Here is a 13,625-nt window from a genome sequence, read left to right on the forward strand (position 1 = left end):
TTTTCGATTCGCGTTGCTACGTTCATACAACACTTTGTTCGACACTGTGTGTGCGTCGCCTCATGTGAAGCGTGTTGAACGTGTGTCGTCGAGGTGCTTCGCGAGCTCGAGGAGCAACGTATCGAAGCCTCGTTTCGCTGCTCTGTCTATCTGTATCGCGGAGTGTGCGTGGAGCATGTTGCGTTGCCGACTGCTGCCTCGCTCGCGGCTTCTGCATTTACCCGCGTTTGCCATTTCGTCAGTGGCGGCGAGGTGAAGTTCAATGCAAGGTCGAGCGATGCATCTGGCCGGCTGCGTTGCCTTGGCCTCATCGATCGAAGCGTTTGCCGAGCGCACTGTGCCGCGCGCTTCGTTGGTGTCGCCGACTGCCGACTGCCGATCTACCGCTTCACGGCCTCAGTCGCTTGCCGTGCTTCGCTGCTTTCGATGAACGACGCGGCTTCGATCTCAACCACCGCGCCGCTCATCTCATTCGCTTCTGCGTCACTTCCACCAGGTTCGCTGCTCGCTGCATGCGGGTCTGCATGCGGGTCTGCATGCGGGTCTGCGTGCGGGTCTGCGTGCGGGTCTGCATGCGGGCCATTACCTACACCCGTCAGCAAACAACGATCCTGCTATCCGCTTCGTGCTTGCCGGGTTGTTACTGGCAAGCCTCGCACTCGTCGAAGCCGGGGTCGCCCGGACGCATCATGCACACCGGACCATCCGCTTCCGGCGCGGCTTCAACCGCGACGGCCGGCACTGCGGGCGCGGCCGCTGCCTGGATGCCGCCGCCAGCAACGCCGCCGCTCACGCCGAAGCCACCCGCCGCGCCGCCGCCGATACCGCCCGTGCCTTCACCGCCACCCGAGGACACCGCGTTCAGCGCGCCGTGCGCCACCGTCGATTTCTCGACGTGCGTCGCCGCCATCGTGCGGAGGTAGTAGGTGGTCTTGAGACCGCGCACCCAGGCGAGCTTGTAGATCTCGTCGAGCTTCTTACCCGACGCGCCACCCATGTAGATGTTCAGCGACTGCGCCTGGTCGATCCACTTCTGACGACGCGAGGCCGCTTCGACCAGCCACACCGGATCGAGCTCGAACGCGGTCGCGTAGATCGCGCGCAGGTCGGCCGGGATACGGTCGATGCGCGAGAGCGTGCCGTCGAAATACTTCAGATCGGCGACCATCACTTCGTCCCACAGGCCGCGTGCCTTCAGGTCGCGCACCAGGTAGTCGTTGACCACCGTGAATTCGCCTGACAGATTCGACTTCACGTACAGGTTCTGGAAAGTCGGCTCGATGCAAGCCGACACGCCGATGATGTTCGAGATCGTCGCCGTCGGGGCGATCGCGACGCAGTTCGAATTGCGCATGCCGTAGGTGGCGATGCGCTGGCGCAGTTCGGTCCAGTCCATCGACTCGCTCGAATCGACTTCGACGTAGCCGCCGCGCGCTTCGGCCAGCAGCTTGAGCGAGTCTTGCGGGAGGATGCCGCGATCCCACAGCGAGCCGCGGTAGCTGGAGTAACGGCCGCGCTCCTGCGCCAGTTCGGTCGACGCGTAGTAAGCGTAGTAGCAGACCGCTTCCATCGACGTGTCGGCGAACTTGACCGCCTCGTCCGACGCGTACGGCGTGCGCAGCAGGTGCAGGCAGTCCTGGAAGCCCATGATGCCGAGGCCGACCGGACGGTGCTTCAGGTTCGAGTTACGCGCCTTGGCGACCGCGTAGTAATTGATGTCGATCACGTTGTCGAGCATGCGCATCGCCACGCTGACGGTGCGCTTGAGCTTGTCGTGGTCGAGCGCGAGCGTGCCGTCGGCCTGCTCCTTCAGGTGAGCGACGAGGTTCACCGAGCCCAGATTGCAGACGGCGATTTCGGCGTCGCTGGTGTTGAGCGTGATTTCCGTGCACAGGTTCGACGAGTGGACCACGCCGACGTGCTGTTGCGGCGAGCGCACATTGCACGGATCCTTGAACGTGATCCACGGGTGGCCGGTCTCGAACAGCATGCCCAGCATCTTGCGCCACAGTTGCGCCGCCGGCAGCTTCTTGAACAGCTTGATCTCGCCGCGTGCGACCTTGTCTTCGTAAGCCGTGTAAGCCGTTTCGAATTCGGCGCCGAACTTGTCGTGCAGGTCCGGGCAGGTGGACGGCGAGAACAGCGTCCAGTCGCCGCCTTCCATCACGCGCTTCATGAACAGGTCGGGAATCCAGTTCGCCGTGTTCATGTCGTGGGTGCGGCGGCGGTCGTCGCCGGTGTTCTTGCGCAGTTCGAGGAATTCCTCGATGTCCAGGTGCCACGTTTCCAGGTACGCGCACACCGCGCCCTTGCGCTTGCCGCCCTGGTTCACGGCCACCGCCGTGTCGTTGACCACCTTCAGGAAGGGAACCACGCCTTGCGACTTGCCGTTGGTGCCCTTGATGTGCGAGCCGAGCGCACGCACGCGCGTCCAGTCGTTGCCGAGGCCGCCGGCGAACTTCGAGAGCAGCGCGTTTTCCTTCAGCGCTTCGTAGATGCCGTCGAGGTCGTCGTCCACCGTGGTGAGATAGCACGACGACAGTTGCGAGCGGCGGGTGCCCGAGTTGAACAAGGTCGGCGTGGACGACATGAAGTCGAAGCTCGACAGCACGTTGTAAAACTCGATCGCGCGCGCTTCGCGGTCGATCTCGTTCAGCGACAGACCCATCGCGACACGCATAAAGAATGCCTGGGGCATTTCGATCCGCACGCCGTCGTGATGAAGGAAGTAGCGGTCGTACAGCGTCTGCAGACCGAGGTAGCCGAATTGCAGGTCGCGGTTGTTGTCGAGCGCGGCGCCGAGGCGCTTCAGATCGAACTGCAGCAGCTTGTCGTCGAGCAACTCGGCTTGCACGCCGCGCTTGATGAACTGCGGGAAGTACTCGGCGTAGCGCTCGCCCATTTCGGCTTGCGTGACTTCTTCCTCGAGGATCTCGCGGCGGATGGTGTGCAGCAGGATGCGAGCGGTGACCTGGCTGTAAGCCGGATCTTTTTCGATCATCGTGCGCGCCGCCAGGATCGCCGAGTCGTAAACCTGGCTCATCGGCACGCCGTCGTACAGATTCTTGACCGTCTCCGCGACGATCGGCTCGGCGCTCACGGCGTCGCCCAGATTCGCGCAAGCCGATTCGATGATGCCGCGCAGCGCAGCCATGTCGAGCGGATGCGTCACGCCGTTATCGGTGACGTTCAGACCCGGCGCGCCGCCGGCCACCTGTTCGTCATGACCGCGCGCCTGGGTGCGCTTCTCGCGATACAGCACATAAGCACGCGCGACGTTGTGTTCGCCGCCGCGCATCAGCGCGAGTTCGACCTGATCCTGGATGTCTTCGATATGGAAGGTGCCGCCGTTCGGGCGGCTGCGCAGCAAGGCGCGCACGACGTTCTGCGTGAGCTGCTCGACCAGTTCGCGCACACGCGCCGACGCGGCGCCTTGACCACCGTTGACAGCCAGAAATGCCTTCGTCACGGCGATGGCGATTTTCGACGGCTCGAACGACACCACGCTGCCATTGCGGCGGATCACCTTGTAGTCGGCGTAGGTCGCTTGCGGCGCGAGCCCTTGGGCGCCTTGTGCCTGGCCGAACGCCTGGCCAGTCGGTGAACCCTCGTACCGGGTCGTCACGTTGTCGGTGGTTTGCATGTGCAAAGCTCCTGGTCCTGGAAATGTTGCGGCGAATGCCGCGGATTAAAACGAACGCTGCGCCGCCGCGTGCGCAAGCGATGGGGTGCAGGAAAAAGGCCGGCTGAGCCGGGTGGCGGGATGCGACAACGATGAAGCCTGGTTCGAATTCGTAACGGTCTTCATCATGTGTGTCGCGATCACTTGCCACGCCCCTTTCCTGAGTGCTTCTGGATGCCGCCGGTGGTCTCTTCCGGCCGCGCCGCAGGAATTTTTATCGCTGCCTGGAATGCTTGCGGCGCCATGCTCGAAGAGCGGGGCGCCGCTGACTTATCCACTAGTTGTGCACCGTTGTGCACTCGGTTATTCACATGGTTATGCACAACAAAGCACAAGATATAGTGCAAAACTGAATTTCTGGCACCAAGTATAGTGGAGTTTCGGGACAGGTCAAATCGATTTATTTACTCTCGAAGGGTTGACTTTCGCATCGCCCGGCGCAAAGCCGTCTCCCCGGAGAACAAGGCGGCGCCTTGCTCTCGTCGCATCACGCGGTGTCGCACGAAGGGCCGTTACGGCGTTTTGGAAAACTTGAGATAGGGGAAATACTGAGCGGGAAGCGAGGTGTCGCGTTGCAGACGCCGCCAGTCGAAATGAGGACCTGGATCCGTCTTGCGGCCGGGGGCAATATCCGAGTGACCGGCAAGCGCCTCGACCGGATAGCGCGCCTTGAGCGCCTTCACGAGGGCGCCGAGCATGCGGTATTGCGCCGCTTCGAAAACAGTCGTGTCGCTGCCCTCGAGCTCGATGCCGATCGAGAAGTCATTGCAACGCTCGCGGCCGAAAAAATTCGACGGCCCCGCGTGCCATGCGCGCTCATTGCAAGAGACGTATTGCTCCAGCACCCCGTCGCGATGAATCACGAAATGCGCCGACACGCGCACGCCGCGCAGGTGCGTGTCGTAGTACGGATGGGCATCGCAGTCGAGCGTGTTCTGGAACAGTTCGGCGATCGCCGTGCCGCCGAACTCATTGGGCGGCAGGCTGATGTTGTGGACGACGATCAGCGTCGGCAACGCGCCTTCGGGCCGCGCTTCGAAATTCGGCGAGGGGAGCTTGCGTGCGGCGGCGACCCAACCGTCGGCGTCGACGGTGAACCCGACGCTCATCGAGCGTCGCGGCCCGTGGGTCGCGCGCCGTGGCGCTGCGCATGCGCGGCGCTGCAGAACGGCTGTCCCGCCACCACCACGGAATCGCTCTTCGGCGCATGTACGCCGCACTCGACGCAGCGGATCATCGGCTCGGCGAGTTGGGGCTGAGCTTGCGCTTGCGCGGAGCCGGCCGAGCGCGCGCCGTCATGCGGACCCTTGGCGCCCGCGGCGCCGTTCGCGCCCGCGCGTTGCGATGTCTGCGCGTCATGACGGCGCAGCGCCTTCACCAGCCACTGGCCGACGATGAACAACATGATCAGCAGAAATATTTGTCGCATGGCACACGCTCACACTACGGCTCGGTGCAACAGCACCTCGAAAACAAAACGGCTGCCGACGTACGCCAGCAGCAGCGCGACGAACGAAGCCAGCACCCAGCGCAATGCCGCACGGCCGCGCCAGCCGGATACCTTGCGCGCGGTCAGCAGCGCGCCGAACATCACCCAGGAAAGAATCGCGAACACGGTTTTATGATCGAGGCTCAACGCGCGGTCGACCAGTTGCTCGCTGAACACGATGCCCGAAATCAGCGTGAGCGTGAGCAGCACGAAGCCGGCGCCGATCAGGCGGAACAGCAGCTTTTCCAGCGTGAGCAGCGGCGGCAAGGTATCGAGCCAGCTCGACAGCCAGCCGTTGCCGGCCGCGGCCCCATGCCGTTGCGACACGCCGCCGCGCATGGCGTGCAAACGCCGCTCCACCAGCAGCATCAGAATCGCGTGCAGCGCCGCGATCACAAACAATCCGTACGCGATGTTCGCGATCAGAAAGTGCAGCTTGAACATGGGCGCCGCGGAATACGGCAGCACGCGCACGCCGTTGAACGCCAGCGGCAACAACGACGCGACGCAGGCGAGCGGCAACACCAGCAGGCGCAAGCCGTCGAGCGGAAAGAAGAAACTCTCGATCCAGTAGATGCCGGCGCCGAGCCAGAACATCGCCGAAAGCGCGAACGCGAAACCGAACACCATCGCGTTCTGGGGAAAGATGGTGGTATGCAGCAACACGCCGTGCGCGAGCAGCGCGAGGAAAAGCAGCGCACGGCCCGGCGTGCTCATGCCCGAAGCGGCCGACACGCCCGCGGCAGCCGGCGCGCGTGGCACGGGCGGCACGCTCTCGAGCATGGGGCGCACGGCGGCGTGCCGGTGCGAGCGCCAGCCGGCCACGGCAAGGCCGCCGTAGAGAAGCGCAGTGAGGGCATACAGTACAATATCCATATTCGAAGTTTACACTAGGCCCCTACTCCGCGACGTCTTCCACTTCGCGCGCTGCGCGGGCCGCACTGCTCATCGCTCCCCATGCTCGACAATCTGACACAACGGATGGCGCGCGTCGTCAAGACGCTGCGCGGCGAAGCCCGGCTCACCGAGGCGAACACCCAGGAAATGCTGCGCGAAGTGCGCCTCGCGCTTCTCGAGGCGGACGTCGCGCTACCCGTCGTGCGCGAATTCATCGCCAAGGTGAAGGAGAAGGCGCTCGGCGAGGAAGTCATCAGCAGTCTGTCGCCGGGCCAGGCGCTCGTCGGCGTCGTGCAGCGCGAACTCACCGCGATCATCGGCGGCGACTATGAAGGCAAGGCGGTCGAACTGAATCTCGCCGTCACGCCGCCGGCCGTCATTTTGATGGCGGGTTTGCAGGGCGCCGGCAAGACGACCACGGTCGGCAAGCTCGCCAAACTGCTGCGCGAAAAGTACAAAAAGAAGGTGCTGACGGTTTCGTGCGACGTCTACCGTCCCGCTGCTATCGCGCAGTTGAAGACGGTGACCGAGCAGGTCGGTGCGGACTTCTTCCCGTCCGAGCCGGATCAGAAACCGGTCGATATCGCGCGCGCCGCAGTGGACTGGGCCAAGCGCCACTATCACGACGTGCTGCTGGTCGACACGGCCGGCCGTCTCGGTATCGACGAAGCGATGATGCAGGAAATCACCGCGCTGCACAGCACGCTGAAACCCGCGGAAACACTGTTCGTGGTCGACGCGATGCTGGGTCAGGATGCGGTGAACACCGCCAAGGCCTTCAGCGATGCGCTGCCGCTCACCGGCGTCGTGCTCACCAAGCTCGACGGCGACTCGCGCGGCGGCGCGGCGCTCTCGGTGCGTCACGTCACGGGCAAGCCGATCAAGTTCGTCGGCGTCGCGGAGAAGCTCGACGGCCTCGAAATCTTCTACCCGGACCGCATGGCAAACCGGATTCTCGGCATGGGCGACATTCTCGCCCTCGTCGAGGAAGCGCAACGCGGCGTGGACGTGCAGGCCGCGCAAAAGCTCGCGGACAAGGTCAAGAAAGGCGGCGACTTCGACCTCAACGACTTCCGCGCGCAGCTCACGCAAATGAAGGGCATGGGCGGCCTGTCGTCGCTGATGGACAAACTGCCCGCGCAGTTCCAGCAAGCCGCCGCCGGCGCCGACATGAGCCAGGCCGAAAAGCAGATGCGCCGCATGGAAGGCATCATCAATTCCATGACGCCGCTGGAGCGCGCCAAACCCGATCTGATCAAGGCCACCCGCAAGCGCCGCATTGCCGCCGGCGCGGGCGTGCAGGTGCAGGAAGTCAACCGCATGCTGAACCAGTACGACCAGATGCGCACGATGATGAAGAAGCTGAAGGGCGGCAACATGCAGAAGATGATGCGCGGCATGAAGGGCATGTTGCCCGGCATGCGCTAAGCTTTAGCAAGACGGCGGGCGCGCGTGGCTCGGCGCATGAACAAGGGCACGCGCGGCCGACTCCGGTCCTTGCTGGTTTATTCCATACCGCACGCCGCCGTCGCCCAAGGGGACATCCTTCGGGGCGTTCTCACCCACACTATGTATACAGTTACCGCCTGTCAGACGTCATGAACCGCGAAGAAGCTCTCCACATTTTCAGCCACTCCGAAGAAATCGTTTCGGCCGACGACGTCAACGCGTCGATCAGCGGCATGGCGGCCGCCATCCGCGACGAGATGAGCGAGGACTTTCCGCTCGTGCTGTCGGTGATGGGCGGCGCGGCGGTGTTCACCGGCATGCTGCTGCCGCACCTCGATTTCCCGCTCGAGTTCGACTACATCCACCTCACCCGCTACCGCAATACCACCAAGGGCGGCAGCGAGATGCAGTGGCGCGTGGCGCCGGCCGAGTCGGTGAAGGATCGCGTGGTGCTGGTGCTCGACGACATCCTCGACGAAGGCGAGACGATGGCCGCGATCCGCGACCGCATCCTCGAGATGGGCGCGAAGCGCTTCCTGAGCGCGGTGCTGTGCGAGAAGATCATTCCGAAGGCGAAGCCGCTGCGCCCGGATTACTGCGGTTTCGAAGTGCCGGACCGCTATGTGTTCGGCTGCGGGATGGACGCGAGAGGCTACTGGCGCAACCTGCCGACGATTCGAGCGCTGACCGACGGGGCTTGAGCCGTTGAACCGCCTTTGAGCGCGGGTGCGAAGCGATGTGAAAAAGCGGCCGACTGGCCGCTTTTTCTTTGCCGTGATTGGCCGAAGCGCCGTTCCGCTGCATGCGGCCAGTCTCCGCGCCGGGCCCGACTCATAAGTGATTCACGAAAGACCGGATGCCGCCGAGCATCATCTCGACCGAGATCGCCACCAGCACCAGGCCCATCAGGCGTTCGAAAGCCATCATCGCGCGTTCGCCGAGCCATGCCTCGATACGCTCGGAGAGCATCAGCACGATCGCGCAGACGATCATCGTGACAGTCAGCGCACCGATCCACTCGAGCATCTTGCCGGGCGCCTGCGACGTCAGCAGCATCACGGTCGCCAGCGCCGAGGGGCCCGCCAGCGCCGGAATGGCAAGCGGCACGATCAGCGGCTCGCCGCCGCGCACGTCGCCGCCGAATGGGCCGTCCGGATGCGGAAACACCATTCTCAGCGCGATCAGGAACAATACGATGCCGCCGCCGATGCGCAGCGACTGGTCGGTCAGACTCATCATGCGCAGGAAGCGATCGCCGAGCACCATGAACACCAGCAGGATCGCGAAGGCGATCGCCACTTCACGGAGAACGACGATTGCGCGCCGCCTGGGCGCCACACCGCGCAGGCAACTGATGAAGATCGGAATGTTGCCGAGCGGATCGGTAATCAGGATGAGCAGGACGGTGGCGGACAGGAAGGTGTACTCCACTGTCCGCTCCGCTTAGCGCGCCAGGGCCGCGCGGACCTTCGCGATCACCGTTTGCGCGGCATCTTCGAGCGGCAACAGCGTCGCTTCGGCATCGCGGCGGCCCTGGTATTCGAGCTTGCCGTCCTTCAGACCACGGTCGCCGATCACCAGACGATGCGGCACGCCGATCAATTCCCAGTCGGCGAACATCACGCCGGGCCGCTCACCGCGATCGTCGAGGATCACGTCGATGCCCGCTTCGACCAGCGTTGCATACAGCTTGTCGGCTTGCTCGCGCACGGCTTCGCTGCGGTCGTAGCCCATCGGGCACAGCACGACTTCGAACGGCGCGATCGATTCCGGCCAGATGATGCCCTTGTCGTCGAAATTCTGCTCGATCGCGGCGCCCAGGATACGCGTGATGCCAATACCGTAGCAGCCCATTTCCATCGGCTGCGGCTTGCCGGTTTCGTCGAGGCAGTTCGCGTTCATCGCTTCCGAATACTTCGTGCCGAGCTGGAACACGTGGCCGACTTCGATGCCGCGGCAAATGTCGAGCACGCCCTTGCCGTCCGGCGACGGGTCGCCCTTCTTGACGTTGCGAATGTCGGCGACGACCGGTTCCGGCAGATCGCGGCCCCAGTTCACGCCGGTGATGTGGTAGTCGACCTCGTTCGCGCCGACCACGAAGTCGCTCATGTTCGCCACGGTGCGATCCGCGACGACCTTGACCGGCTTCTTCGGATTGATCGGACCGAGGTAACCCGGCGGCGTGCCGAAGGTCGCGATGATCTCGGCTTCGGTCGCCATGCGGAACTCGGACAGACCCGGCAGGTTGCCCACCTTGATCTCGTTCAGATCGTGATCGCCGCGCAGCATCAGCAACCAGATGGTCGGCTCGGCGCCTTCGTTTTCGGTAGCAAGGACGATCGACTTGATCGTGCGTTCGAGCAGAATGTCCAGCAGTTCGGCGACGGCTTCGCACTTGGCTTTGCCCGGCGTCGCGGTCTTTTTCATCGCCTCGGCGGGCGCCGCGCGTTCGGCGTAGAGCGGCAATGCTTCGGCCGCTTCCACGTTCGCGGCGAACTCGGAGGTCGGGCAATAGGCGATCGCGTCTTCGCCGGTTTCCGCGATCACGTGGAATTCATGCGAGCCGCTGCCGCCGATCGAACCGTTGTCCGCAGCCACCGCGCGGAAATCCAGACCGAGGCGCGTGAAGATGCGCACGTACGCGTCGTACATCTTGCGATACGTCTCACGCAGACCTGCCGCGTCCTTGTCGAACGAGTACGCGTCTTTCATGATGAATTCGCGGCCGCGCATCACGCCGAAACGCGGACGGATTTCGTCGCGAAACTTCGTTTGGATCTGATAGAAATTCACCGGCAACTGGCGATAGCTCTTGATCTGATTGCGCGCGATGTCGGTGATCACTTCCTCGTGCGTCGGTCCGAGCACGAAATCGGATTGCTTGCGGTCCGTGAAGCGCAGCAGCTCGGGGCCGTACTTTTCCCAGCGGCCCGATTCCTGCCAGAGTTCGGCCGGCTGCACCGAAGGCATCAGCAATTCGATCGCGTCCGCCCGGTTCATTTCTTCGCGCACGATGGCTTCCACCTTGCGGATCGAACGCAGGCCGACCGGCAGGTAGTTATAGATGCCGCCGGCGACGCGGCGGATCATGCCGGCGCGCACCATGAGCTTGTGGCTGACGATTTCGGCGTCGGCAGGCGCTTCTTTCAGGGTGCCGATAAAGAAACGGGAAGCTTTCATTCAGATTATCCAAAAGCGGCGGCTCCGGAGGGACCGCCCGAAAGGTGAAAACGGTGGGAAATCGACACTGATCCGGCACTTGGCCGGTACGGATTCGCCCGATATCGGCACGCACTGGCCGATCCCGGCGCAGAAGCCGCCGCGCAAAGCCTTTACACGTGGGATAAGGCGCGGAAAGACTGACAGGCTACCGCAAACAGGCCCTTTTGCGGCGAATCGTTCCATTCTGGGGCGAATCGGTGCGGCGGGACCGTTATCTGTTTATAATCAAAGCAATTTTAAAGGATTCGAAGGTGGTTGTATGCTGGATCGTGAAGGCTTTCGCCCGAACGTCGGCATCATCCTCTTGAACGCGCACAACGAGGTGTTTTGGGGCAAACGGCTCCGTGAACATTCCTGGCAGTTTCCGCAAGGGGGCATCAAGTACGGAGAGACCCCCGTGCAAGCGATGTATCGGGAGTTACACGAAGAAACCGGGCTGCTTCCTGAGCACGTCAAGGTGATCGGTCGCACACGCGACTGGTTGCGTTACGAGGTGCCTGACAAGTTCATCAAGCGCGAAGTACGCGGTCATTACCGCGGCCAGAAGCAAATCTGGTTTTTGCTCAGAATGGTTGGACGCGATTGCGATATCTGCTTGCGCGCCACCGACCACCCTGAGTTCGATGCGTGGCGCTGGAACGAGTACTGGGTGCCGCTCGACTGTGTGATCGAGTTCAAGCGGGATGTGTATCAGTTGGCGCTGACGGAGCTATCCCGTTTCATGCGCCGGGCTGCGCCGCGTGCGGAAAAACCTGGCGGGCACCACGGACCGCGTTATCCCCGGATAGCGTCGTCAATGGAAAGTCCGCCGGATTCCACGGTGATGACGGTGACCACTGTCAGCATCGAAACATCGATTCGCACGGCGGCCGAGTCCGATTGCGGTTCGGGCGCCAGATCGGCGGACGAGGTTGGCGCTGCTCCCGAACACGAAGACGAATCGGCTCATGAAACCGCCGGCTCGCTGTTCCGCCCGGGCGTGCGCAATTAACAACGCTGTGCGGCTGTCCATGCCGTCTCTCTCTGGCGCGGCTCCTCGAGTCGCGCCAGTGTTTCGAGGAAACCATATTGAAAGCACTTGCTCTCGTCGTGGCGTGCGTCGCCACCGGCGCCCTGCTGGCTGGCTGTTCGAGCGCCGGCAAACCCACCAACAAGGACGACAGCGCATTTACCTACCTGCTTGACCGACAAGGCACCTGGGTTGAGAACAAGGTGGACACCTTGCCGCCACTACCGCAAGAATCGAATCTGCTGCCCTTTGAGGTCTCCGGCAATACGCCGCTGCACTTTTCGATCGACCGGAATTCGCTCAGCGTCGGCTCCGACGGTGTGGTGCGCTATACCGTGGTCGTGACGAGCCCAGCCGGCGCGCGCAACGTCAACTACGAAGGGATTCGCTGCGATACGTATGAATGGCGCCTGTATGCGGGCCTGAACGCGGATCACGACGGTTGGGACCGGACGGTGGCGAACGATTTCACGCGTATCGAGAATGGCGCGCTGAACGCGTATCACGCCGCGTTGTACCAGGATTATCTGTGCGCGAACAAGATACCCACGGGTAACGCGAAGCAGATTGTCGAGAATATTCGCTACAAGCGCACCGCGGCTTCCATGGTCCGCTAAAGCGCTGTTCGCGAACGTACTTCGGGTCTGTAGGCGTCGGCGGATGTGAAAAAGCCGTTCCAGCTTTCGCTGGAACGGCTTTTTTTCTGTCTCGTTGCGCCTGGCAGTGAATCAGATCAACACCAGGTTGTCGCGATGAATCAGTTCCGGCTCCAGCATATAGCCGAGCACCGATTCGATTTCACCGCTCGGACGCCGTTGAATCAACTTGGTTTCCGCGCTGCTGTAATTCGTCAGTCCACGCGCCACTTCGCGCCCTGCGGCGCTCAGACAAGCGATCACTTCACCGCGCGCAAACGCGCCTTGCACACCGACGATGCCGATCGGCAGCAAGCTCTTGCCGCCTTCGGTGAGCTTCTCGACTGCGCCGTCGTCGATCACCACATGGCCGCGCACCTGCAGATGATCGGCCATCCACTGTTTGCGCGCCGCCATGCGCGCTGTGCGCGCGATCAACTGCGTGCCGATCGCCTCGCCCGAGGCCAGTCGCGACAACACGTCCGCCTCGCGCCCACTAGCGATCACCGTGTTGGCGCCGCTGTGAGCCGCGCGCTTGGCGGCAAGAATCTTGGTCAGCATGCCGCCGCGCCCCAGGCTCGAACCCGCACCGCCCGCCATCGCTTCGAGGTCCGGGGCACCGGCGTCGGCCTGCTGGACAAGCGTGGCATTCGGGTCCTTGCGAGGGTCGGCGGTGAAAAGCCCTTGTTGATCGGTGAGGATGACAAGCGCATCGCCTTCGATCAGGTTGGCGACCAGCGCGCCGAGGGTGTCGTTGTCGCCGAACTTGATTTCGTCGGTGACGACCGTGTCGTTCTCGTTGATGATCGGCACCACGCCCAGACGCAGCAGCGTGAGCAGCGTGGAGCGCGCGTTCAGATAGCGTTCGCGGTCGGCCAGATCGGCGTGGGTCAACAGAATTTGCGCGGTCTGGATCGAATGCTCGGCAAAACGGCTTTCATACACCTGCGCAAGGCCCATTTGCCCGACGGCCGCAGCCGCCTGCAATTCGTCGATTTCGCGTGGCCTCTTAGTCCAGCCGAGCCGTTGCATGCCTTCGGCAATGGCGCCCGAACTGACGAGCACCACTTCCTTGCCTTGCGCTCGCAGCGCCGCAATTTGCGCGGCCCAACGGCCGATCGCAGCATGATCGAGGCCGCGGCCGTCGTTGGTGACGAGGCTCGAACCGACTTTCACTACCAATCGCCGTGAGTCTGCGATGACGGAACGCATTGTGCGCGGTCTCCAAGATGACGCTTGATG

General features: G+C 63.1%; 11 protein-coding genes. 4 read left to right on the forward strand and 7 right to left on the reverse strand.

Translation table 11 applies throughout. The annotated features are described in order from the left end of the window. Nucleotides 1-640 precede the first annotated feature (640 nt). The 4 genes from BUE39_RS24185 to BUE39_RS24200 all read right to left on the reverse strand — a co-directional run bounded on the left by BUE39_RS24185 (nt 641) and on the right by BUE39_RS24200 (nt 6,047). Nucleotides 641-3,643, reverse strand: coding sequence for a ribonucleoside-diphosphate reductase subunit alpha (locus BUE39_RS24185; protein ID WP_073431251.1), 3,003 nt, complete (start codon nt 3,641-3,643; stop codon nt 641-643). A gap of 551 nt (nt 3,644-4,194) precedes the next feature. Next, the gene (gene ampD, locus BUE39_RS24190) at nt 4,195-4,791 is read right to left on the reverse strand and encodes a 1,6-anhydro-N-acetylmuramyl-L-alanine amidase AmpD (protein ID WP_073431252.1); all 597 of its coding nucleotides are present in this window, start codon (nt 4,789-4,791) and stop codon (nt 4,195-4,197) included. Next, complete coding sequence (locus BUE39_RS24195; RefSeq protein ID WP_073431253.1) at nt 4,788-5,111, reverse strand: PP0621 family protein; 324 nt, start codon at nt 5,109-5,111, stop codon at nt 4,788-4,790. Before BUE39_RS24195 ends, ampD begins: the two co-directional genes overlap by 4 nt. Before the next feature lie 9 nt (nt 5,112-5,120). Continuing rightward, on the reverse strand, nt 5,121-6,047 hold the full coding sequence (locus tag BUE39_RS24200; protein ID WP_073431254.1) for a cytochrome C assembly family protein: 927 nt from the start codon (nt 6,045-6,047) through the stop codon (nt 5,121-5,123). Nucleotides 6,048-6,128: 81 nt separating this feature from the next. Here BUE39_RS24200 and ffh point away from each other — a divergent pair, with 81 nt between their 5' ends. Then, nucleotides 6,129-7,496: a signal recognition particle protein gene (gene ffh, locus BUE39_RS24205; protein ID WP_073431255.1), complete on the forward strand. Its 1,368-nt coding sequence runs from the start codon at nt 6,129-6,131 to the stop codon at nt 7,494-7,496. Between the two features lie 170 nt (nt 7,497-7,666). Next, nucleotides 7,667-8,218, forward strand: a complete 552-nt coding sequence (locus BUE39_RS24210; RefSeq protein WP_073431256.1) for a hypoxanthine-guanine phosphoribosyltransferase — start codon at nt 7,667-7,669, stop codon at nt 8,216-8,218. Nucleotides 8,219-8,348: 130 nt separating this feature from the next. Here the strand turns inward: BUE39_RS24210 and BUE39_RS24215 are convergent, their stop codons facing one another. Further along, nucleotides 8,349-8,948 (reverse strand): MarC family protein, encoded by a 600-nt coding sequence (locus BUE39_RS24215; protein WP_073431257.1) that lies wholly within the window; start codon nt 8,946-8,948, stop codon nt 8,349-8,351. 12 nt (nt 8,949-8,960) lie between these two features. After that, nucleotides 8,961-10,697 carry a proline--tRNA ligase gene (locus BUE39_RS24220; RefSeq protein WP_073431258.1) on the reverse strand — a complete coding sequence of 579 codons (1,737 nt, stop codon included), beginning with the start codon at nt 10,695-10,697 and terminating at the stop codon, nt 8,961-8,963. A 301-nt stretch (nt 10,698-10,998) separates the two neighbouring features. On the opposite strand from BUE39_RS24220, the gene BUE39_RS24225 reads away from it, so the two are divergent. Both BUE39_RS24225 and BUE39_RS24230 read left to right on the forward strand, forming a co-directional pair. After that, entirely contained in the window at nt 10,999-11,730 is a 732-nt protein-coding gene (locus tag BUE39_RS24225) for an RNA pyrophosphohydrolase (protein WP_073431259.1), read from the forward strand. Nucleotides 11,731-11,807: 77 nt separating this feature from the next. Further along, nucleotides 11,808-12,365 (forward strand): CNP1-like family protein, encoded by a 558-nt coding sequence (locus BUE39_RS24230; RefSeq protein WP_073431260.1) that lies wholly within the window; start codon nt 11,808-11,810, stop codon nt 12,363-12,365. 111 nt (nt 12,366-12,476) lie between these two features. On the opposite strand, the gene proB is transcribed toward BUE39_RS24230, so the two are convergent. Beyond that, the gene (proB, locus tag BUE39_RS24235) at nt 12,477-13,595 is read right to left on the reverse strand and encodes a glutamate 5-kinase (RefSeq protein WP_073431261.1); all 1,119 of its coding nucleotides are present in this window, start codon (nt 13,593-13,595) and stop codon (nt 12,477-12,479) included. Between the last annotated feature and the right edge of the window lie 30 nt (nt 13,596-13,625).

It is taken from the genome of Paraburkholderia terricola (genome assembly GCF_900142195.1).
In the GTDB taxonomy this organism is placed as follows: Bacteria; Pseudomonadota; Gammaproteobacteria; order Burkholderiales; family Burkholderiaceae; genus Paraburkholderia; species Paraburkholderia terricola.